Origin of the sequence: Micromonospora sp. CA-248089 (assembly GCF_050948515.1) — a bacterium.
Lineage (GTDB): Bacteria > Actinomycetota > Actinomycetes > Mycobacteriales > Micromonosporaceae > Micromonospora.
Genome location: NZ_CP192016.1, coordinates 5212431 through 5231455 on the forward strand (window position 1 = coordinate 5212431; position 19025 = coordinate 5231455).

Below are 19025 nucleotides of genomic sequence, written 5' to 3' on the forward strand. Positions count from 1 at the left end.
CGCGCGCGCCGGAGCATCGTCGGTGCCCGCCGGGGTACCCCAGCGGGCATGGCCGCCACCACACCCTCCGCTGTCGAGCGCGCCGCCGCCGCGCTGGCCCGGCTCCGGCACGCCCGGCTGCTGCACCCGGCCGGGCGCACGTTCGCCGGCGAGACCCGGATCTGGGGTACGCCGGGACCGCCGACCGGGGTGCCGCTGCTGGACTGCCCCGGCAGGTGGCCGGCCACGATCCGCCTCTCCAAGGGCGTGCCGACGCCGGGTGCCTGGCCGGACGTGCTGGGCGTGGCGGTGCGGCTGCACCGTGACCCGGAGCCGCCGGTGGACCTGCTGTGGAGTTCCAGCGGCGCCGCGCCGGTGCTGCGGAACCTGCCGCTGCCCCGGCGGCGCTTCACCGGGACGTACACGTCGATCATGCCGTTCCGGGCCGGCGCGCGGCGGCTGCTCCTGGCCGCGCTGGCCGACCCGGAGTCACCCGACCTGGGCCGCGGCCTGGCCGAGGCGGGCGCGGCGGTGGCCGGTGACGAGCCCCGGCTGGTGCTGGCGGTGGCCTCGCCGGTGGGCCGGTGGCGGCCGTTCGGCGAGGTACGCCTCGACGACGAGCGCGGCGCCGCCGAGGACGCCGCGCTCGCGTTCGACCCGATCGGCAACGTGCCGCCGGGGTTACGTCTGGCCGGCCCGCTGGCCCGGCTGCGGGACGACAGTTACCGGGGTTCCCGCCGGGCCCGGGGCGCCGCGCTCAGTCGGGAGGCTCGACGGGGGTGACGGTCTGCTCGGAGGTGCGGTGCTCCAGCACCGTGTCGGGGGCGGCGTTCTGGTCCGCCTCGCGGATGTCGGACTCGGTGAGGATCGCGTCGGCCTGCGCCTGGGCGTCGTCGCTGCCCGCCGCCGCCTCCTCCGGCAGCAGATGCGCTCGGGACTCGATCCGTTCCTGGTCAGTGGGGTCGTGGCTCGTGGTCATGGCGATCTCATACCCCGTGTTCCGCACTTCGGAACGACAGCGGGTTTTCCGGCGCGCGTCGGGTACGCTGGCCGACGTGACGCGGTCGTATCGATGGTTTAGGCAGCCGGCTGGAGGAGCCGGTGACTCGACCATGAGCTGACGTCACCACCTCTTCGAGCCGGCCGGGCAGGGATTGTTTCCCTGCCCTTTCGTATGCGAGCAGCCGGCTCGATCCCCCGGACCCGGCACGGGGGCACGGTCGGCGGAAGGAATCCCCACCGTGACCACCTCCCCGGACGCCCATCGCGTCATCGACCAGCGCATCGACCGTGTGGTGCCGCTGACCACCCCCGCCCTGCTGCACCACCACCTGCCCCTCGACACCCCGCTGGCCGAGGCCGTGGTGGCGGGCCGCCGTGCCGTCGGCCGGGTGCTGGACCGCGCCGACGACCGGTTGCTCGTCGTCGTCGGCCCCTGCTCCGTGCACGACCCGGCCGCCGCCCTGGAGTACGCGGGCCGGCTGCGCGAGGCCGCCGCGCGGGTCGCCGACGACCTGCTCGTGGTGATGCGCGTCTACTTCGAGAAGCCGCGCTCGACGGTGGGCTGGAAGGGCCTGATCAACGATCCGGCGCTGGACGGCTCCGGCGACGTGAACACGGGCCTGCGTACCGCGCGGGCGCTCCTGCTCGACGTGCTGCGCCTGGGTCTGCCGGTGGGCTGCGAGTTCCTCGACCCGATCACCCCGCAGTACATCGCGGACACGGTGGCCTGGGGCGCGATCGGCGCGCGGACGGTGGAGAGCCAGGTGCACCGGCAGCTCGCCTCCGGGCTGTCCATGCCGATCGGCATGAAGAACCGACCCGACGGCAGCATCGCCACCGCCGTGGACGCGATCCGGGCGGCCGGGGTGCCGCACGTCTTCCCGGGCATCGACGTCTCCGGCACGCCGGCGATCATGCACACCCGGGGCAACGCGGACGGGCACCTGGTGCTGCGCGGCGGTGGCGGCCGGCCGAACTACGACGCGGAGTCGGTGGCCGGGGCGCTGGAACTGCTGCGCGCCGCGGGCCTGCCGGAGCGGGTGGTGGTCGACGCCAGCCACGCCAACAGCGGCAAGGACCACCGCAACCAGCCGCTCGTCGCCGCCGACGTGGCCGCCCAGCTCGCCGCCGGGCAGCGCGGGATCGTCGGCATCATGCTGGAGAGCTTCCTGGTGCCCGGCCGGCAGGACCTGGACCCGACCCGGGAGCTGACGTACGGCCAGTCGGTCACCGACGCCTGCATCGGGTGGGACTCCACCGCCGAGGTCCTGGAGCACCTGGCCCAGGCCGTCCGGGCCCGCCGGGCCACGCTCCCGGCACCGGCCTGAGCGGGGTTGCGGCGAGTTTGACCGGTTCGGTGCCGGGTAGGTGGTCGGCGTGACCGATGACGCGCCCGTGACCGAGCAGCCCGACACCAGGCCGCTCGACGACCTGCTCGACGACATCTACCACGGCCAGGAGCGGATCACCCAGGCGGACATCTACCGCCGGGCGGTGGCCGCCGAACTCCCCGCGGAGCTGCTCACCCGGATCGCCGCGCTCCCTGAGGGCGAGTACGCGGCGGACGAGGCGGCCGATCTGCTGGGCGGCACGGTCACCTGAGCCCCCGGAACCGAGAGGACGCGAGATGACCCACCACGACCGCGAGCACGAGCACCTGGAGGCGCTCGGCCAGCCACCGGAGGGCGTCGACACGCTGCCGGAGCCGGACTTCGCCAACGAGCACGACCGGACCGCCGTGGACCGGGAGGTCATCACCGGGGAGGACGAGGACGAGCGGGAGCCGGAGGCGTCGCGCGGCTGGGCCGGCGAGGACCACGGCACCACCCCCACCTGACGGTGGGAGACACGCGAAAGGGGGCCGGCGCCCGCGCGCCGGCCCCCTTCGTGTCCGCGTCTCACGCCTCGTGGCGACCACCCTCGGCCGCCTGCTGGGCGACCGCGTACCCCATCTGGAGGAAGTCGGAGGCGGCCACCGCGGTCAGCGCGGTGGCGACCAGGCGGGTCAGCCGGGGCGCCAGCACCAGGCCGCCGGTGAGCCCGGTGGCCACCCAGACCGCCAGGCAGAAGGGGCAACTGACCAGTTCGCCGAGCGCGTGCCGGGTCGGGCTGCCCTCGTCGCGGACCTGTTCCATCACCTCGCCGCTGCCGATCGGGTGGTCGTAGCGGGTGAACGGCGCCCGCAGCGGGCTGGTGATCGCGTCCTTGGACAGCAGCCGGCTGAGCTTGTGCGTGGCGATCGAGAGCAGCACCACGTCCGCGGGCGTGGGCCGCTCGGGCACCGGCCGCCCGGTCGCCCGGACCAGGCCGACGAGCCCGGCGGTCACACCGGCGTACGTGCCCATCGCCTTCAGGTAGCCCTCCAGCGGCCGGTGCTCGTGCGGCGCGTACGCCTGGCGCAGGCGCGCCACCTTCTGCTTCAGGCCACTCCCGGTCAACCCGGCCTCCTCGTGCTCGTCGTGCGGGCCGGGCTCATCCGGCGGTCAGGTTGTCGGCCACCTCGCGGTCGAGATTGGCCAGGATCTCGTCGGCCAGGTCGTGGTCCGGTCCGGCCAGGTCCAGCCGCACCCGGGCGCCGCCCGCGTCGGCCGGTTCCACGTCGATCTCGGCGGACCAGTCCGCGGCGCTCCACCGGGCCCGCATGTCGTCGGCGTCGACGACCTCGACCCGGCAGGTGCCGGAGTTGCGCAGCCGCTCGGGCAGCCAGGCCGAGGAGCGGTCCGGATCAGTGGCGGTGTTGAACACCACCTCCGGCGGCGCGGACATGCCGCGCTCGGCGTGGCTTCCCATCAGGCGTCCCGCAGCCGGCTCGGGTCGACCTCCCGGCCGGGGTGCCGGGCCAGGTACTCCGTCTCCAGTTCGGCGGTGCGCCGCAGGTGGTTGGCGAGCGCCGAGTCGGTGGCGTGGCGCAGCGTGTCCAGCCGGGTGCGGTGCAGGCTCTGCATCTCCCGGACCAGGTCCTCGTCGCCCAGCTCCACCGGGTCCACCCCGAGCTGCTCGCCGTCGACGGTGCGGGCGTGATCGCCGTCCCACTCCGCGACCCGCTGTTCCGGGCTCGCGTCCCGGCGTACCGATTCGGTCATCGTCGCCCCCTCGTCTCGTTCGGGTTGGCACCTGTTCGGATGCCCACCGGGCGTGTCACCAAACCACCGCCCGGACTACGACGCCGTGTCGGAGACGCCCGGGAGTCCCGGTACTCTCGTGGGCATGGAACGGCTCTGGACACCGGCGTGGATCGTCCGCCACGTGGCCATGGTCGTGCTGGTGGCGGGTTGCCTCGGGATGGGCTGGTGGCAGGTCACCCGCGCCGCCGGGGGAAACGCGATCAGCTTCGGTTACGCGATCGAGTGGCCGGTGTTCGCCGGTTTCGTGATCTTCGTCTGGTGGCGTGAGGTCCGCCAGACGCTGCGCGCGACACCGCCGGGCGACGCGCAGCCGGCGGCCGATCCGGCGCCGTCGGCGGCTGCCGACGACGAGCCGGTCGCCACCACCCCGGCGGTACGCCGGCCGGTGCGCGTCGTACGGGCGCCGGCCGCCCCGGCCGACGGGGCGGACGACGCCGAGCTGGCCGCCTACAACCGCTACCTATCCTGGTTGAACGCCAATCCGGGCGCCCGGCCCGGCGACTATCCCGGCTGAGGCCGGTGCGGAAGGACGGACGACGGTGGGCGGAGCCCTTACCCGGTACCGCGTGATCGCCTGGATCGTGGGCGTGGCGCTCGTGGTGCTGGTCCTGATCGGCATGCCGCTGAAGTACGGCTTCGACAACCCGAGCGTGGTCGGCGTGGTCGGCGTGGCGCACGGCTGGCTGTACATGGTCTATCTGGCGCTCTCGTTCGACCTGTCCCGCCGGGCGAACTGGCCGCTGAAGCGGATGCTGCTGGTGATGCTCGCCGGCACCGTGCCGTTCGTCTCGTTCTACGCCGAGCGGCGGGTGAGCCGGTGGGTGGCCGCCGAGCAGCGGCCGCGTACCCCGGAGCCGGTCGCGGGCTGACCGCCGTTCACCGGGCCGGCCGCCACGGCTCGGTCGCCGGCGGGTCGGCCCAGCCGCCCAGCCGCGCCGCCTCCCGGGCCCGGCCCAGCGCGCGGGCGACCTGACCGAACTGCCGCTCGTCGTCGCTGCTGAACAGCAGCACCTCGGTGCCCCGCACCCGGCCCCACAGCTCGTACATCGGGGGCCGCACGCGGTCGCCGACCAGCACGAGCAGCATCGGCACCAGCCCGACCGCGCCGAGCAGGAGGTACGCCCCGGCGGTGAGCCGGTGCAGGCCGCCGGTGAAGCCGAGCAGCAGGCCGACGGCGGCGATCATCGCGGCGGACACGGCGACCGCCCGGATCGCGAGCCGGTCGTGCGGCCCGCGGTCGGTCCGGAGCTGGGTGATCTCGGCCACCGGCCAGGTGTTGCGGCCGACGGTGAAGCGCTCGGCGGTGACGACGATCCCGGGCCGGGCGTAGAGCAGCCTGGGTGCGGCCGGTCGCGGCGAGCGGGGCGGCTGGGCGGCGGAGCGGTCGGTCTGCACGGCGGCCTCCCGGGACCAGGGATCCCGTGGTGGGATTTCCCGTCCGGGCTTCATTGTGTTGGCGTCGCGCCACCTGACCTCGGGGTTTCGGCTGTCGCAGGGTTGACCGGCCCGGCCCTGCCCGCCGGAAACAGAGAACGATTTCCGTCTTTGTCGTGACTTTGCCCGGCGCCGCCTGGCGACATCCGCCCAGAACGACGAATCGGGCGAGTCGCCTCATCCACCCACCGGTTCCCCCTCATTACTTTCCGCCACTTTGCCAACTTTCGCCCCTGCTTGAACTCCCGGCTACAGCGATCACGGGTTAGGTTGTCCAGGTCGGCCCGGTCGACAGCCGTCCACCCGGACGGCCCCGGGCCGGTGTCGCCGGGTCGCCGATGCGCCCGGCGACCGGTGGGAGAGGAGCTTTCCGCTCTTGTCGTCCTTACGGATGCTGCTCCGCTCGCTGGCGGTGGCCGGCCTCTCGGCCGCGCTGCTCGCCCCGGCGCAGGTGGCCCGGGCCGAGCCCACACCCGCCGAGCTGACGAAGCAGATCGAGAAGTCCTCGACTGAGCTGGAGCGAATCGTCGAGTCCTACAACAAGCTCAACGAGGACATCAAGGCCAACAAGGCCACCGCAGCCAAGTTGGAGGCCCGGATCGGGCCGTTGCAGGAACAGGCCGAACGCAGCCGCGCCGATGTGGGCGTGCTGGCCGCGACGGCGTACAAGACCGGTGGCATGCGCACCGCGGCGGCCCTGCTGGACCCGGGCGGCCAGGCCACGCTGCCGGAGCGGCTGGGCACGCTCGACCAGCTCACCCGCCAGCGTCAGCGCACCATCAACAGCTTCACCGAAGACCAGCAGCGGCTGATCGACCAGAAGACCCGCCTGGACGCCACGCTCGCCCGGGAGGCGGCGCAGGCCAAGCAGCTCAAGTCCGCGAAGACGCGGATCGAGGCGGACCTGTCCGACCTCTACGAGATGCGGCGCAAGGCGTACGGGCGGGCCAACGAGGCGCCCGGCAACCCCAGCTCGGCGGGTAAGCCCCCGGCCGTCTCCGGCGACGCCGGCGTGGCGGTGCGGTTCGCCTACGGCGCCGTCGGCAAGCCCTACGGCTACGGCCAGGACGGCCCCGGCAGCTACGACTGTTCCGGTCTGACGCTCGCCGCGTGGCGGGCCGCCGGGAAGTCGCTGCCGCACAGCGCGGCACGGCAGTGGGACGCGACCACGCGGATCAGCCGCAGCCAGCTGCAGCCGGGTGACCTGGTCTTCTACTCCGGGCTCGGGCACGTGGCGCTCTACGTCGGCAACGGCCAGATCATCGACGCGCCCAGCGCCGGACGCAACGTCAGCAAGCGCGGCATGAACATCATGACGATCGCCGGTTACGGCCGGGTCTGAGCACCACGAGAACGGCGAACGGCCGGCGTCCCCCTGTCGGACGCCGGCCGTTCGCCGTCAATTGTTACCAGGTCAGGCCGCCTGGAGCCCTTCCGCGCGAGCCAGCTCACGCAGCCGGCCGAGGGCCTGGATCTCCAGCTGGCGGATCCGCTCCCGGGATAGCGAGAACCGCGACGCGACCTCGGTCAGCGAGTGCTCGCGGCCGTCCTCTAGGCCGTACCGGGCCCGCATGATGCCCGCGGAACGGTCGTCGAGGTGGTTGAGCAGACCCTCGATGCGCTGCCGCTCCAGGCCGGTGAGGACGATCTCCTCCGGCGACGGCGCGTCGCTGTCCGCGACCAGGTCACCGAGGTTGGTGTCGCCGTCGTCACCCACCGGGGTGTCCAGCGAGACGGTGTCCTGCGACCAGCGGACCAGCTCGTTCACCCGCTCGACGGTCACGCCGAGCGCGGTCGCGATCTGCTCCGGCTCCGGGTCGCTGCCCAGCTCACGGGTGAGCTGCCGGGCCACGTTGCGCATCCGGTTGACGTCCTCGACCAGGTGCACGGGCAGCCGTACGGTCCGCTCCTGCTGGGCGATCGCCCGGCTGATGGCCTGGCGGATCCACCAGGTCGCGTAGGTGGAGAACTTGAAGCCCCGCTCGTAGTCGAACTTCTCGACCGCCCGGACCAGGCCGGTGTTGCCCTCCTGGATCAGGTCCAGCATGGGCATCCCGGAGCGCACGTAGCGCCGGGCGATCGACACGACCAGCCGCAGGTTGGCGCGAATGAAGAGGTCCTTCGCGCGCTCACCCTCGACGACCAGCCGCTCTAGGTCCTCCCGGTCGACGCCGTCGGGGATGCGCTCTTCGTCGAGCAGGTGCTCGGCGTAGAGGCCCGCCTCGATCGCCTTGGAGAGGTCGACCTCCCGGGCGGCGTCGAGCAGCGGCGTCCGGGAGATCTCGTGCAGGTAGACGCCGACCAGGTCCCGCTCCTCGGCGACCTCGTCGGTACGCATGCCGATGTTCTTGTCCACGATTGCCACGGTCCCCTCGCTCGCGCCGGTTGCCCGGTTCCTTGCCATCCCCACGTTCATCAGCCCTCCCCGTAACCTCCGCTGTGCCCGTAGGTGCTGACACCTACACAACAGATGTGACGCGTCGGGGATTCCATGTCGTGAGTCGAAACTGTCACGAATGCCTGAGTAGTAGCTGAGAGCCCGGTCCATGTTTCCTGTTACCGGCCCGGTTCGGGCGGCTCGCGGGCGCCGTTTTCGGCACGCGCCGGAGCTGCGAAATCGCCGTTCGCCCATGGAATGGCACCATTGCCTCATCCATGAACACAGCGAGCCGCGTCACCGAGTCGTTGCGATCCTGGTCACTGCGAGATACGCGCCTGCGGACCGGTCGGTTCAGCCATGCTCAAGGATTACCCTCCGCCTCGTTGAACAATCCGTGCGGGAGGAGTCGTCCCCCTCCCGCACGTGATACGCGTCGCACCCGCCTGACGGATGCGCCGGGCGGGTGGATCGAGGCGGGACGGGCGGGGGCGGAACGGTCAGGAGGCGAGCAGGGCGAGCGCGCCGCGTACCTGGTGGGCGGAGCGGGCCAGCGCGGCCCGGGCGGCGGGCACCTCGGCGCCGGACACCAGCGCGACGAGCGCGGTCTTGAGGTCGCCGTCGGCCTCCCGCAGGGCGACCCGGCACACCTCCTCGGCGCAGCCGGTGGCCTCCACGAGAATCGAGATCATGCGGCCGCGGAGTTTGGCGTTGGTGGCCACCATGTCGATCATCAGGTTCGAGTAGACCCGGCCCAGACGCACCATCACGGCCGTGGAGAACGTGTTGAGCACCAGCTTCTGCGCGGTGCCGGCCTTCATCCGGGTCGACCCGGTGACCACCTCCGGCCCGGTGTCCACCCCGATGAAGACGTCCACCGACGCGGCGGCCTCGGCCTCCGGATTCGCGCAGAGCAGCACCGTACCGGCCCCCTGCGCCCGGGACGCGGCGAGCGCCCCGAGGACGTACGGGGTGCGCCCGCTGGCCGCCAGGCCCACCACCAGGTCGCCGGGGCGTACGCACTCGCCGGCCTCGGCGGCGCCGCCGCGCTCGTCGTCCTCGGCGTCCTCGACGGCCCGCCACATCGCGTCCGGGCCACCGGCCAGGTGCGAGCAGAACCAGTGCCGCGGCGAGTTGAACGTGGGCGCCAGCTCGGCCGCGTCCAGCACACCGAGGCGACCGGAGGTGCCGGCCCCGAAGTAGTGCACGCGGTGCCCGTCGCGCAGCGCGGCCACGGCCAGGTCGACCGTCTCGGCGATCTCGTCCAGCACCGCGGCGACCGCGGCCGGCACCCGCCGGTCCGCCTCGTTGATCACGGTGAGGACGTCCCGGGTGGACATCAGGTCGAGGTCGACGCTGTGCGGGTTGCGCCGTTCGGTCGGCGCGCCGACGCGCACCACCGGCCGGATCGCCGCCACGCCGTCGCGTTCCACCCGGCCCGCCGTCATCCCCGCCTCCGACCGGGACCGACCCGGCGCGACTTGACCGCCTCGGCGGTGGCTTCGAGCGCCTTCTTGGTCCGGGCCCGGCTGCGGGCGGCCACCCCGACGAAGAGGCAGTCGACGACGGTGAGCTGGGCCAGCCGGCTGGCCGTCGCGCCGGAGCGGTACGTCGTCTCCCGGGCCGCGGTGGTGAGCACGTGGTCGGCGACCTCGGTGATCGGCGAGCGCGGGAAGTTGGTCAGCGCCACAGTGGTGGCGCCGCGCGCCCGCGCCTGCTCCAGCACCTCGATGACGTCGGAGGTGGTGCCGGTGTGCGAGATGCCGACCGCGACGTCGCCGCGCCCGAGCAGGGCGGCGGAGGTGAGCGCGGTGTGCACGTCCGGGAAGTAGAACGCGATGCGGCCGATGCGGTGCAGCTTCTGCTGGAAGTCGGAGGCGACGAAGCCGCTGGCGCCCGCGCCGTAGACGTCGATCCGGCCGGCCGCGCCGATCGCCTCGACCACCTGCTCGCAGACCGCCGGGTCGAGCTGCTCGGCGGTCTCCTCGACGGCGCGGGCGTCGTTGAACGCGATCGTGGCGATGATCTGGGCGAGATCAGCACCCGGCGGGATGTCGCCACCGACCACTCGCGCGTCCGGCGGCTCGATCCGGCGGGCGGCCTCGGCGGCGAGCCGGATCCGCAACTGCGGGTAGCCGTCCATGCCGACCGAGCGGCAGAAGCGGATGACTGTCGCCTCGGACGTCTCGGCGGCGGTGGCGAGGTCGGTGATCGTGCGCCGGGCCGCATCCGCCGGATCGGAGACGACCAGCCGGGCCACCCGCTGTTCGGCCGGGGACAGCGAGGGCAGCAGGCCGCTGATGTGGACGATCAGTCCACCGGGCTCGTGACTCGCAGAAATCTTCGAACTCTTCGCCACGGATGAAACTTACTTTCAGCAGGCCCGAGCGTCAACCATGACACCGCGTATCGGGAAATTTACCGTCTTCCGTGCCTGCCCCGGACCAAGGATCCCATTGTCGCAGCCCGCCCGCCTCATCCGCTCCGGTCGAGTCACTCCTGCCGCCCGACGTACCGGTCCGCCGTCGCGCGGCCGGGCCTGCCTGGTCGGCCTCGACCGGGCGGGCCGGACGGCCCACCGGCCCGTCGGCGGGGCGGTTGGCTAGCGTGTGTCCATGACGGAACGCACGGTGCTGGTGACCGGAGGCACAGGTGGGCTCGGCGGCGCGGTCACCGCCGCCTTCCTCGACGCCGGCTGGCGGGTGGTCATACCCCAGCGGGAGCCCGGGACGGACGACGGCCCGGTCCGGGTCGTGGCCGACCTGCTGACCCCCGACGGGGCCGCGCGGGCGGTCGAGGCGGCGACCGCCGAGCCGGCCGCGCCGCTGCGCGCCGTGGTCAACCTCGTCGGCGGGTACGCCGCCGGCGGCCTGGTGCACGAGACACCGGTCGAGGACTTCGAGCGGATGCTGCGGCTCAACCTGCGCCCGACGTACCTGGTCACCCGGGCGGCGCTGCCGCACCTCGTGGCGTCCGGCGACGGCGCGGTGGTATGCGTCTCCGCCCGGGCGGCGGTCTCGCCGTTCCCGGGCGCCTCCGGCTACGTCACCGCCAAGGCCGCGGTGCGGGCGTTCGCCGAGACGGTGGCGGTCGAGTACCGGCAGCGCGGCGTGCGGTGCAACACGGTGCTGCCGAGCGTCATCGACACCCCGGCCAACCGTGCCGCCCAGCCCGACGCGGACCACGGACGCTGGGTGCCGCCGGCCGAGATCGCCGCGGTCATCCGCTTCCTGGCCTCCCCCGAGTCCGCGCCCACGAGCGGCGCGAGCATCCCGGTCTACGGACGGGCCTGAACCGGCACCGGCCCGTCCCGCCCGCCGAGCGGGCGCGGCGGGCCGGCCGGCGCCGGGCCGGGACCGGTGGACGGGTCGTCGGGCAGCCACTCGCTCAGGTGCGCCCGGATCCGGCGGGCCACCTCCTCCGGCGGGCCGTTGCCGTCCACCACCACGAAGCCGGCGTACTCCGGCAGCGCCCGGTAGGCGTCGGCCGCGGCGGTCAGCCACGCCATGCTCTCGTGGTCGGTGCCGCGCCGTTCGATCCGGCGGTACGCCTCGGCGGGGTCGACGGTGAGCAGGAACGTCACCCGGGGAGCCGGAAAGATCCGGTACCCGGCCCGGGCCAGCCGCTCCCACCGTTGCCCGCCGTGCGCCCGGATGCTGGCGTACTGGCAGGCCGACCACCTGTCCATCACCGCGGTCCGGCCGGTCACCAGGCAGCTGAGCAGCGCGAGCGCGATGGCCAGCCACCGCAGCACCGACTCGACGACGAGCAGGCCGCCGCGCCCGACGAGCCGCTGCGCGTCCGGACGGCCGACCCGCTGCGCGACGCGGCCGAGCCAGCGGCGGCCACCGGCGTTGCGGTGGTAGGTCGCGGGAAGGCCGGCGGCGGTGAGCGCCTGGGCGAGCCGGTGTGCCTGGGTGGTCTTGCCTGAGCCGTCGATTCCGATCAGGGCGACGGCACGCAGTCGGGCCCTGCCCCGCCGCGTCCGCAGTGAGCTGGCCACCCTCCCGAGGTTATCCGACCGACGCTCACCCGGCCCCTGTGTCGCTTTCCTGCCCTGACGGGCCGATCGCGCCGCAACAGGTGTGACCGGAGCGTCCGCCGGGTACGCATCGTGGTCCCACCCCCCACATGACGACGAGGGAGCCGCAGATGGCCGAGCGCGGGGACGAGACCCTGGTGCACACGCTGAAGAAGGTCGCCGCCGTGCTCAAACAGTCCGAGATCCCGTTCGCGCTCGGTGGCAGCTTCGCGGTGTACGCCCACGGCGGCCACTCCAGCGACCACGACGTGGACTTCCTGCTCCGCGAGGCGGACGTCGACAGGGCGCTGGAGGCGCTGGTCGAGGCCGGCTTCACCGCCGAGCGCCCGCCGGAGGACTGGCTGGTGAAGGTCTACGACGAGGACCGGATGGTGGACCTGATCCACCGGCCGGTGGAGACGCCGGTGACCGAGGAGACGTTCGCCGACACGATCGTGCGCCCGGTCGACGCGATCCAGATGCCGGTGCTCTCGGCCAGCCAGCTCATGGTGCACAAGCTGCTCAGCTTCTCGCAGCACTACTGCGACTTCGCCCGGGCCCTGCCGCTGGCCCGCTCGCTGCGGGAACAGATCGACTGGGAACGGGTACGGAAGGAGACGCAGCACTCGCCGTACGCGGAGGCGTTCCTGGTGCTGCTCGACCGGCTGGACGTGCTGCCCGGCGGCGCGCCCGGCGGAAGGGAGACCCTGTGACCGGACTGTCCGGCGACGTTCCCCCCGACGAGTACGTCGAGGCGGAGATCCAGAGCATGCTGACCGAGGACCCGACGGTGGCCGAGCAGGGCATCACCGTGGTGCGGCGGGAGAACGGGCTGGTGCTCTACGGCGAGGTGGAGAGCCCGCACCGGCGGGAGGAGATCCTGCGCCGGGTGGCCGAGCGCTTCCCGGACACGCCCGTGACCAGCGACATCGGGGTGATCCGCACGCAGGCGCCCACCCAGGTCGAGGAGTTGCCGTGAGGGAGGTTCGATGGTGATCCGGATCGCCGCCGTGGGTGACGTGCATCTGGACCAGGACGTGGTGGGCCGGTTCCGCCCGGCGCTGGAGGAGTTGCCCGGCTGCGCCGACGTGCTGCTGCTCGCCGGTGACCTGACCCGGCACGGCACCGAGGCCGAGGCGCGGTGCGTGGCCCAGGAGTTCGGCGGCCTCGGCGTACCGGTGATCACCGTGCTCGGCAACCACGACCACCAGTGCGACGAGGTGGTGAAGGTGGTGAAGGTGCTCCAGGACGCCGGGATCACGGTGCTGGAGGGCACCGGCACCGTGCTGGACACCCCCGGCGGGCGGCTCGGGGTGGCAGGCGTAAAGGGGTTCGGCGGCGGGTTCGCCGGGCGGTGCGCCAGCGACTTCGGCGAGCCGGAGATGAAGGCGTTCGTACGGACCACCCGGGAGAGCGCCGACGCGCTCGCCGACGCGCTGCTCTCGCTGGAGTGCGACGCCCTCGTCGCGCTCACCCACTACTCCCCCGTGCCCGACACGCTCGCCGGCGAGCCGCTGGAGATCTACCCGTTCCTCGGCAGCTACCAGCTCGGCCAGGCGATCGACTCCGCACCCACCGCACTGGCGCTGCACGGGCACGCCCACCACGGCACCGAGCGCGGCACCACGCCGGGCGGCGTACGGGTCCGCAACGTGGCCCACCCGGTGATCAAGCAGGCGTACAGCGTCTTCCACCTCGGCGGTGATCAGCTCGACTGACCGGGAGGTTTCCCGTATCGGGCGGCCGGGTATTCAGCCGACATGGAGCTGATTCTCTGGATTCTCGCAGTCGTACTGGTGGTCGCCGGAATTCTCGCCCTGTTCCGCCGGCAGATCCTCTGGGGCATCGTCCTCATCGTCGTCGGCCTGCTGGTCGGCCCGGGCGGCGTCAGCATCTTCAACACGTAACAGCGTTTCTCGTACCCGCCGGGGTCGCCGGGCCCGGGCGTTCCGTCCTGCCGGACCGGAACGTCCGGGCCGGGTGACCCCGGCTTTTCTCGCGCCCGGGTCCGGCGGGGCGTTTGCCGCAGCGGTGGAGCGGAAACATCTCGACCATGGAGATGTCGCAGAGTGTCGCCCGGCGCACCACCGGAGCCCGCCAGTGGTGGGCGCTGCTCGGCTTCGGCGCCGCCACCTTCGTCGCCGCCGCGATCGGCGGGCTGGGTGTGCAGGGCACCTCCGCCGAGTACCAGAGCCTGGAGCAGCCCGCCTGGGCGCCGCCCTCGTGGCTGTTCGGCCCGGTCTGGACCGTGCTCTACGCGCTCATCGCGATCGCCGGCTGGCTGGTCTGGCGCCGGGCCGGGTTCGGCCCCGCGCTCTGGGCCTGGGTGGTGCAGCTCGTGCTGAACGCGATCTGGACCCCGCTGTTCTTCGGCGCCGGGGCGTACGGGCTGGCGTTCGCCGAGATCGTGCTGATGTGGCTGGCGATCGGGGTGACGGTGGCCCTGTTCCGGCGGATCTCCCGGCCGGCCACGCTGCTGATGCTGCCGTACTGGGCCTGGGTGACGTTCGCGTCCGCGCTGAACTTCGCGGTGTGGCGGCTGAACTCCTGACCGGTACGGGCGCGGGGGCCGCTCGCCCCCACGCCCACCTCGTTCAGCCGCGGGCCGCCGGGTTCAGCAGCGGGGTACGCCGGGGATGTAGCCGTCGTAGCCGGTGTAGACGTAGGCGTCGGAGATGAACCGGCCGGAGCCGATCCGGTCCCAGATCGAGCTGGTGCCGTACGTGCCGCTGACGCTGGTGCCGCTGGTCTGGCACTGGATGGTCACCTTCGCCCCGTCGGCAACCGTGCCGACCGAGCTGTAGCCGGTGCCGGGGCCGGAGCGGACCGTCAGCGGGGAGCCGGCCGTGTTGACGGTGCCCTCGCCGGTGTTCGTCCCGCCGCAGCCGTTGTCGCTGGTGTAGGTCTTGGTGCCCCAGTAGAGCGCCTGGACACCGTTGAACTTGATCTTCACGGAGCTGCCGTCGATGCGCTGCTCGTAGTGCAGGTGCGGGCCGGTGGAGCCGCCGGTCGTGCCGACGTACCCGATCACCCGGCCGTAGCCGACGGTCTGCCCGACCGAGACGTTGAAGGCGCTCAGGTGCGCGTAGTAGGTGGTGTGGCCGCCACCGTGGTTGATCCGGACGTACTTGCCGTAGCTGGTGTCGCCGAGGTTGGTGACCACGTCGACGGTGCCGGGTGCGCTGGCGACGACCGGGTCACCGGCGTCGTCGGTCCGGTTGAAGTCGATCGCATTGGCCGGGCTGTGGTTGGTCCGGGTCTGGCCGGACCAGGACTGGTTGCAGGGGAACGGGACCTTGAACGTCGGCGCGGCCATCGCCGGCGCGGCCGGGACGAGGGTCGCCGCCAGGACAGCCGCGGTCGCCCCGAGGGCGAGCCATCGCATACGCATCCACTGCCTCCAATGTTGAAAGTCTTCAATACGATGGGGACATCGTGACAGAAAGTTCCGTTCCGGGGAAGATTCGTGGGAGCGCACCCAACCCCGCTGGCCAGGGTTTCGGGATTGTTACCGGGCCGTGTCCGGCCAGGGGTGGACCCGACGCGATGCAAGCGCTTACATGGGTGCACGACCATCGGACCGGCGCGGGTTCGATCCCCCCACGCGCCGGCAAGGAAGGAGATCGGCATGGCGTTTGCCAGATCGCGCCAGGCGCTCGCGGTCGCCGGCGTCCTGGGGCTGGCGCTCGGCGTCGCCGCCTGCGGCACCGGCAACGACAAGAAGAGCAGCAACGCGGGCTCGGCCGAGTGCGGCGCATACGAGAAGTACGAAGGTCACGACGGCAAGAAGGTGACCATCTACTCCTCGATCCGTGACATCGAGGACGAGCGCCTCCAGCAGTCCTGGAAGGAGTTCGAGGACTGCACCGGCATCGAGATCGACCACGAGGGCTCCGGCGAGTTCGAGGCCCAGCTGCCCGTGCGGGTGGACGGCGGCAACGCCCCCGACCTCGCCTTCATCCCGCAGCCCGGTCTGCTGAAGCGGTTCGTCGACTCCGGCAAGCTCAAGCCGGTCGGCGCCGACACCAAGGCGATGGCCGAGCAGAACTACTCCGCCGACTGGCTGAAGTACAGCACCGTCAACGGCCAGCTCTACGGCGCCCCGCTCGGCTCGAACGTGAAGTCCTTCGTGTGGTACTCGCCGAAGACCTTCAAGGAGAAGGGCTGGACCGTCCCCACCACGTGGGACGACATGATCAAGCTCTCCGACCAGATCGCGGCCAGCGGCACCAAGCCGTGGTGCGCGGGCATCGAGTCCGGTGACGCCACCGGCTGGCCGGCCACCGACTGGATCGAGGACGTGCTGCTGCGTACCGGCGGCCCGGACGTCTACGACAAGTGGACCACCCACGAGATCCCGTTCAACGACCCGCAGGTGGCCGACGCGCTCAACCGGGCCGGCACCATCCTGAAGAACGAGAAGTACGTCAACGGCGGCTTCGGCGGCGTGAAGAGCATCGCCACCACCTCGTTCCAGGAGGGCGGCACGCCGATCACCGCCGGCAAGTGCGCGCTGCACCGCCAGGCGTCCTTCTACGCCAACCAGTGGCCTGAGGGCACCAAGGTGGCCGAGGACGGCGACGTCTTCGCGTTCTACTTCCCGGCCATCGACCCGGCCAAGGGCAAGCCGGTGCTGGGCGGCGGCGAGTTCGTCGGCGCGTTCGCCGACCGTCCCGAGGTCCAGGCGGTGCAGACCTACCTGGCCTCCGGGGAGTACGCCAACAGCCGCGCCAAGATCGGCGACTGGGTGTCGGCCAACAAGAAGCTGGACATCAACAACGTCCCGAACCCGGTGGACAAGCTCTCCGTGGGCATCCTCCAGGACGAGAAGACGGTCTTCCGTTTCGACGGCTCGGACCTGATGCCGGCCGCGGTCGGCGCCGGCACCTTCTGGAAGGGCATGGTGGCCTGGATCAACGGCAAGGACACCACCGCCGTCCTGAACGACATCGAGGGCAGCTGGAAGTGATCTAGCAGGTGGCCCGGTCCGGTTCCCCCGGACCGGGCCACCTCTGCTAGCCGAACCCTTGAAGGAGGGTCGATGGAGTTCGACTTCGCGGCGGAACAGCCGAAGTTCCTCATGCTGATGTACGGGCTGATCGCTTTCGTCGCGGTGGTGGGCGGGCTGCTCCTGCTCCTCGACGTGGTGCCGTCGTACTTCGCCCGGCGCCGGGAGGCACAGCTGGTCGCGGCCTCGGCCAGCGGCGCGTCGCTGCCCCGCCGGCCCAAGCAGCGCGAGGGCGCGTTCGCGTTCTTCTTCCTGCTGCCGACGCTGCTGCTGCTCGCCGTCGGGCTGGTGGTCCCCGCCGTCCGCACCACGCTGCTCTCCTTCATGGACTCCGGCAGCAACAACTGGGTGGGCCTGGACAACTACCGCTGGATGTTCGCCGAGGACTCGATCGTCCGGGTCCTGATCAACACGCTGATCTGGGTGCTGCTGGTGCCGCTGGTGGCCACCGCGTTCGGCCTGATCTACGCCGTCCTCGTGGACAAGGCCCGGTTCGAGGCGGTCGCCAAGTCCCTGATCTTCCTGCCGATGGCGATCTCGTTCGTCGGCGCCTCCATCATCTGGAAGTTCGTCTACGCCTACCGGGGCGAGGGCGACCAGATCGGCCTGCTCAACCAGATCGTGGTGAGCCTCGGCGGCGAGCCGAAGCAGTGGCTGCTGGACTCGCCGCTGAACACGTTCCTGCTCATCGCGATCATGGTGTGGATCCAGGCCGGTTTCGCGATGGTGGTGCTCTCCGCCGCGATCAAGGCCATCCCGGCCGACATCGTCGAGGCGGCCCGGCTCGACGGCACCACCGCGTGGCAGATGTTCTGGCGGATCACCATTCCGAGCATCCGGCCGGCGCTGATCGTCGTGGTCGTGACGATCTCGATCGCCACGCTCAAGGTCTTCGACATCGTCCGGACTGCCACGAACGGCAACTACGACACGAACGTGATCGCGACCGAGATGTACAACCAGGCGTTCCGCTACCAGGAGAACGGTCAGGGTTCGGCGCTGGCGGTGTTCCTGTTCGTCCTGGTGATCCCGATCGTGATCTACCAGATCCGCAACCTGCGCAAGCAGCGGGAGGGCTGAGATGACCACCGCCACGCCCACCGTCGGAGTCGGCGCCCAGGCCACCGAGCCGACCACCCGGGGCGCCCGGGTGCGCAAGCGCCTGAACAGCCGTACCGCCACGCTCGTGTCGATCGTCATCGCGATGCTCTGGACGATCCCGACCTTCGGCCTGTTCATCTCCTCGCTCCGGCCGGAGAACGAGATCAAGACCACCGGGTGGTGGACGTTCTTCACCAACCCGCAGATCACGCTGGAGAACTACCAGGAGGTGCTGTTCAGCCGCGGCTCGTCCGGGCAGCTGGCCAGCTACTTCATCAACTCGCTGGCGATCACCATCCCCTCGGTGCTCTTCCCGCTCGCGTTCGCGTCGCTCGCCGCGTACGCGCTGGCGTGGATGAACTTCAAGGGGCGGGACTGGGTCTACATCGGCATCTTCGCGCTGCAGATCGTGCCGCTGCAGATGGCCCTGGTGCCGCTGCTGCGGTTCTTCTCCACCGGTGTCACAGTCGCCGGCGTGCAGATCATGCCCGCATGGGACCTGGTGGACGAGCAGAAGTTCGCCCAGGTGTGGTTCGCGCACACCTGCTTCGCGCTTCCGTTCGCCGTGTTCCTGCTGCACAACTTCATCTCGCAGCTCCCCGGCGACCTGATGGAGGCGGCCCGGGTCGACGGCGCCACCCACCCGAAGATCTTCCGCACCATCGTGCTGCCGCTGATCATGCCCGCGCTGGCCGCGTTCGGCATCTTCCAGTTCCTCTGGGTCTGGAACGACCTGCTGGTCGCGCTGATCTTCGCCGGTGGCGGCGACGAGACCGCCCCGATGACCGTCCGGCTCGCGGAACTGGCCGGTACCCGGGGCAACGAGTGGCAGCGGCTGACGGCCGGCGCGTTCGTGTCGATCGTCGTACCGCTGATCGTGTTCCTGTCCCTCCAGCGCTTCTTCGTGCGAGGTCTGCTCGCCGGCAGCGTCAAGGGTTGACCCGGCTTCCCGCCGCCGGCACGGCCGGCGGCGGGGCC

The 19025-nt window shown here is 71.8% G+C and carries 25 protein-coding genes and 1 pseudogene; 16 read left to right on the forward strand and 10 right to left on the reverse strand.

Going from position 1 to position 19025, the window contains the following annotated elements:
- Positions 1-48 precede the first annotated feature (48 nt).
- Positions 49-762, forward strand: coding sequence for a phosphodiesterase (locus ACQP26_RS24425; protein WP_433494103.1), 714 nt, complete (start codon positions 49-51; stop codon positions 760-762).
- Here ACQP26_RS24425 and ACQP26_RS24430 read toward each other — a convergent pair.
- Positions 737-958 (reverse strand): hypothetical protein, encoded by a 222-nt coding sequence (locus ACQP26_RS24430; protein WP_433494104.1) that lies wholly within the window; start codon positions 956-958, stop codon positions 737-739. The two genes, ACQP26_RS24425 and ACQP26_RS24430, sit on opposite strands and share 26 nt — an antisense overlap.
- A gap of 253 nt (positions 959-1211) precedes the next feature.
- Here ACQP26_RS24430 and ACQP26_RS24435 point away from each other — a divergent pair, with 253 nt between their 5' ends.
- From ACQP26_RS24435 to ACQP26_RS24445, 3 genes are read left to right on the forward strand one after another with little or no spacing between them, the layout of a single operon-like run.
- Positions 1212-2309 (forward strand): 3-deoxy-7-phosphoheptulonate synthase, encoded by a 1098-nt coding sequence (locus ACQP26_RS24435; RefSeq protein WP_269707015.1) that lies wholly within the window; start codon positions 1212-1214, stop codon positions 2307-2309.
- A gap of 40 nt (positions 2310-2349) precedes the next feature.
- A complete protein-coding gene (locus ACQP26_RS24440; RefSeq protein ID WP_433494105.1) occupies positions 2350-2583 on the forward strand; it encodes a hypothetical protein in 234 nt (77 codons plus the stop codon).
- Positions 2584-2608: 25 nt separating this feature from the next.
- Positions 2609-2818 (forward strand): hypothetical protein, encoded by a 210-nt coding sequence (locus ACQP26_RS24445; RefSeq protein WP_269704452.1) that lies wholly within the window; start codon positions 2609-2611, stop codon positions 2816-2818.
- Between the two features lie 61 nt (positions 2819-2879).
- Here the strand turns inward: ACQP26_RS24445 and ACQP26_RS24450 are convergent, their stop codons facing one another.
- From ACQP26_RS24450 to ACQP26_RS24460, 3 genes are read right to left on the reverse strand one after another with little or no spacing between them, the layout of a single operon-like run.
- Positions 2880-3419, reverse strand: coding sequence for a DUF1360 domain-containing protein (locus ACQP26_RS24450; RefSeq protein WP_269704451.1), 540 nt, complete (start codon positions 3417-3419; stop codon positions 2880-2882).
- A 34-nt stretch (positions 3420-3453) separates the two neighbouring features.
- Positions 3454-3771, reverse strand: coding sequence for a hypothetical protein (locus ACQP26_RS24455; RefSeq protein ID WP_064447778.1), 318 nt, complete (start codon positions 3769-3771; stop codon positions 3454-3456).
- Positions 3771-4064 carry a DUF6158 family protein gene (locus tag ACQP26_RS24460; RefSeq protein ID WP_030502251.1) on the reverse strand — a complete coding sequence of 98 codons (294 nt, stop codon included), beginning with the start codon at positions 4062-4064 and terminating at the stop codon, positions 3771-3773. Before ACQP26_RS24460 ends, ACQP26_RS24455 begins: the two co-directional genes overlap by 1 nt.
- A gap of 124 nt (positions 4065-4188) precedes the next feature.
- Between ACQP26_RS24460 and ACQP26_RS24465 the strand changes: the two genes are divergently transcribed.
- Positions 4189-4620, forward strand: coding sequence for a hypothetical protein (locus tag ACQP26_RS24465; RefSeq protein ID WP_433494106.1), 432 nt, complete (start codon positions 4189-4191; stop codon positions 4618-4620).
- A gap of 25 nt (positions 4621-4645) precedes the next feature.
- Positions 4646-4975 (forward strand): DUF3817 domain-containing protein, encoded by a 330-nt coding sequence (locus tag ACQP26_RS24470; RefSeq protein WP_433494107.1) that lies wholly within the window; start codon positions 4646-4648, stop codon positions 4973-4975.
- Between the two features lie 7 nt (positions 4976-4982).
- Here ACQP26_RS24470 and ACQP26_RS24475 read toward each other — a convergent pair whose 3' ends face one another.
- The gene (locus ACQP26_RS24475) at positions 4983-5501 is read right to left on the reverse strand and encodes a DUF6232 family protein (RefSeq protein WP_433494108.1); all 519 of its coding nucleotides are present in this window, start codon (positions 5499-5501) and stop codon (positions 4983-4985) included.
- 415 nt (positions 5502-5916) lie between these two features.
- On the opposite strand from ACQP26_RS24475, the gene ACQP26_RS24480 reads away from it, so the two are divergent.
- Positions 5917-6882: an NlpC/P60 family protein gene (locus tag ACQP26_RS24480; RefSeq protein ID WP_433494109.1), complete on the forward strand. Its 966-nt coding sequence runs from the start codon at positions 5917-5919 to the stop codon at positions 6880-6882.
- A 72-nt stretch (positions 6883-6954) separates the two neighbouring features.
- Here the strand turns inward: ACQP26_RS24480 and ACQP26_RS24485 are convergent, their stop codons facing one another.
- From ACQP26_RS24485 to ACQP26_RS24495, 3 genes are all read right to left on the reverse strand, one after another.
- Positions 6955-7944 (reverse strand): sigma-70 family RNA polymerase sigma factor, encoded by a 990-nt coding sequence (locus tag ACQP26_RS24485; RefSeq protein ID WP_030502256.1) that lies wholly within the window; start codon positions 7942-7944, stop codon positions 6955-6957.
- 473 nt (positions 7945-8417) lie between these two features.
- A complete protein-coding gene (locus ACQP26_RS24490; RefSeq protein WP_269704444.1) occupies positions 8418-9365 on the reverse strand; it encodes an N-acetylmuramic acid 6-phosphate etherase in 948 nt (315 codons plus the stop codon).
- Entirely contained in the window at positions 9362-10276 is a 915-nt protein-coding gene (locus ACQP26_RS24495) for a MurR/RpiR family transcriptional regulator (RefSeq protein ID WP_269704443.1), read from the reverse strand. The genes ACQP26_RS24490 and ACQP26_RS24495 overlap by 4 nt, the downstream gene beginning before the upstream one ends.
- Positions 10277-10532: 256 nt before the next feature.
- Here ACQP26_RS24495 and ACQP26_RS24500 point away from each other — a divergent pair, with 256 nt between their 5' ends.
- Complete coding sequence (locus ACQP26_RS24500) at positions 10533-11210, forward strand: SDR family NAD(P)-dependent oxidoreductase (RefSeq protein WP_433494110.1); 678 nt, start codon at positions 10533-10535, stop codon at positions 11208-11210.
- On the opposite strand, the gene ACQP26_RS24505 is transcribed toward ACQP26_RS24500, so the two are convergent.
- On the reverse strand, positions 11195-11920 hold the full coding sequence (locus ACQP26_RS24505; RefSeq protein ID WP_281576937.1) for a dTMP kinase: 726 nt from the start codon (positions 11918-11920) through the stop codon (positions 11195-11197). The genes ACQP26_RS24500 and ACQP26_RS24505 overlap by 16 nt on opposite strands.
- A gap of 149 nt (positions 11921-12069) precedes the next feature.
- On the opposite strand from ACQP26_RS24505, the gene ACQP26_RS24510 reads away from it, so the two are divergent.
- From ACQP26_RS24510 to ACQP26_RS24530, 5 genes and pseudogenes are all read left to right on the forward strand, one after another.
- Positions 12070-12651, forward strand: a complete 582-nt coding sequence (locus ACQP26_RS24510) for a nucleotidyltransferase (RefSeq protein ID WP_269704440.1) — start codon at positions 12070-12072, stop codon at positions 12649-12651.
- Positions 12652-12707: 56 nt separating this feature from the next.
- A complete protein-coding gene (locus tag ACQP26_RS24515) occupies positions 12708-12917 on the forward strand; it encodes a hypothetical protein (RefSeq protein ID WP_269707014.1) in 210 nt (69 codons plus the stop codon).
- A 10-nt stretch (positions 12918-12927) separates the two neighbouring features.
- A pseudogene (locus tag ACQP26_RS24520) lies at positions 12928-13708 on the forward strand (metallophosphoesterase family protein).
- Entirely contained in the window at positions 13699-13845 is a 147-nt protein-coding gene (locus ACQP26_RS24525; RefSeq protein WP_013288160.1) for a GPGG-motif small membrane protein, read from the forward strand. The pseudogene ACQP26_RS24520 and the gene ACQP26_RS24525 overlap by 10 nt, the downstream one beginning before the upstream one ends.
- Positions 13846-13991: 146 nt before the next feature.
- Complete coding sequence (locus ACQP26_RS24530; RefSeq protein WP_269704439.1) at positions 13992-14489, forward strand: TspO/MBR family protein; 498 nt, start codon at positions 13992-13994, stop codon at positions 14487-14489.
- Between the two features lie 63 nt (positions 14490-14552).
- Here ACQP26_RS24530 and ACQP26_RS24535 read toward each other — a convergent pair whose 3' ends face one another.
- On the reverse strand, positions 14553-15329 hold the full coding sequence (locus ACQP26_RS24535) for a peptidoglycan DD-metalloendopeptidase family protein (RefSeq protein ID WP_433494111.1): 777 nt from the start codon (positions 15327-15329) through the stop codon (positions 14553-14555).
- A gap of 237 nt (positions 15330-15566) precedes the next feature.
- On the opposite strand from ACQP26_RS24535, the gene ACQP26_RS24540 reads away from it, so the two are divergent.
- The 3 genes from ACQP26_RS24540 to ACQP26_RS24550 all read left to right on the forward strand — a co-directional run bounded on the left by ACQP26_RS24540 (position 15567) and on the right by ACQP26_RS24550 (position 18987).
- Entirely contained in the window at positions 15567-16907 is a 1341-nt protein-coding gene (locus ACQP26_RS24540) for an ABC transporter substrate-binding protein (RefSeq protein ID WP_281576936.1), read from the forward strand.
- 72 nt (positions 16908-16979) lie between these two features.
- Positions 16980-18026, forward strand: coding sequence for a carbohydrate ABC transporter permease (locus ACQP26_RS24545; protein WP_433494112.1), 1047 nt, complete (start codon positions 16980-16982; stop codon positions 18024-18026).
- 1 nt (position 18027) lies between these two features.
- Positions 18028-18987 carry a carbohydrate ABC transporter permease gene (locus ACQP26_RS24550; protein WP_269704436.1) on the forward strand — a complete coding sequence of 320 codons (960 nt, stop codon included), beginning with the start codon at positions 18028-18030 and terminating at the stop codon, positions 18985-18987.
- Positions 18988-19025: the final 38 nt, after the last annotated feature.

What these genes read in the sequence shown, in the direction of transcription:
- ACQP26_RS24425 (WP_433494103.1), top strand. Translation starts at nt 49, where the DNA reads ATGGCCGCCACCACACCCTCCGCTGTCGAGCGCGCCGCCGCCGCGCTG.
- ACQP26_RS24430 (WP_433494104.1), bottom strand. Translation starts at nt 958, where the DNA reads ATGACCACGAGCCACGACCCCACTGACCAGGAACGGATCGAGTCCCGA.
- ACQP26_RS24445 (WP_269704452.1), top strand. Translation starts at nt 2,609, where the DNA reads ATGACCCACCACGACCGCGAGCACGAGCACCTGGAGGCGCTCGGCCAG.
- ACQP26_RS24455 (WP_064447778.1), bottom strand. Translation starts at nt 3,771, where the DNA reads ATGGGAAGCCACGCCGAGCGCGGCATGTCCGCGCCGCCGGAGGTGGTG.
- ACQP26_RS24460 (WP_030502251.1), bottom strand. Translation starts at nt 4,064, where the DNA reads ATGACCGAATCGGTACGCCGGGACGCGAGCCCGGAACAGCGGGTCGCG.
- ACQP26_RS24465 (WP_433494106.1), top strand. Translation starts at nt 4,189, where the DNA reads ATGGAACGGCTCTGGACACCGGCGTGGATCGTCCGCCACGTGGCCATG.
- ACQP26_RS24485 (WP_030502256.1), bottom strand. Translation starts at nt 7,944, where the DNA reads ATGGCAAGGAACCGGGCAACCGGCGCGAGCGAGGGGACCGTGGCAATC.
- ACQP26_RS24490 (WP_269704444.1), bottom strand. Translation starts at nt 9,365, where the DNA reads ATGACGGCGGGCCGGGTGGAACGCGACGGCGTGGCGGCGATCCGGCCG.
- ACQP26_RS24500 (WP_433494110.1), top strand. Translation starts at nt 10,533, where the DNA reads ATGACGGAACGCACGGTGCTGGTGACCGGAGGCACAGGTGGGCTCGGC.
- ACQP26_RS24510 (WP_269704440.1), top strand. Translation starts at nt 12,070, where the DNA reads ATGGCCGAGCGCGGGGACGAGACCCTGGTGCACACGCTGAAGAAGGTC.
- ACQP26_RS24515 (WP_269707014.1), top strand. Translation starts at nt 12,708, where the DNA reads ATGCTGACCGAGGACCCGACGGTGGCCGAGCAGGGCATCACCGTGGTG.
- ACQP26_RS24525 (WP_013288160.1), top strand. Translation starts at nt 13,699, where the DNA reads ATGGAGCTGATTCTCTGGATTCTCGCAGTCGTACTGGTGGTCGCCGGA.
- ACQP26_RS24530 (WP_269704439.1), top strand. Translation starts at nt 13,992, where the DNA reads ATGGAGATGTCGCAGAGTGTCGCCCGGCGCACCACCGGAGCCCGCCAG.
- ACQP26_RS24535 (WP_433494111.1), bottom strand. Translation starts at nt 15,329, where the DNA reads ATGCGTATGCGATGGCTCGCCCTCGGGGCGACCGCGGCTGTCCTGGCG.
- ACQP26_RS24540 (WP_281576936.1), top strand. Translation starts at nt 15,567, where the DNA reads ATGGCGTTTGCCAGATCGCGCCAGGCGCTCGCGGTCGCCGGCGTCCTG.
- ACQP26_RS24545 (WP_433494112.1), top strand. Translation starts at nt 16,980, where the DNA reads ATGGAGTTCGACTTCGCGGCGGAACAGCCGAAGTTCCTCATGCTGATG.
- ACQP26_RS24550 (WP_269704436.1), top strand. Translation starts at nt 18,028, where the DNA reads ATGACCACCGCCACGCCCACCGTCGGAGTCGGCGCCCAGGCCACCGAG.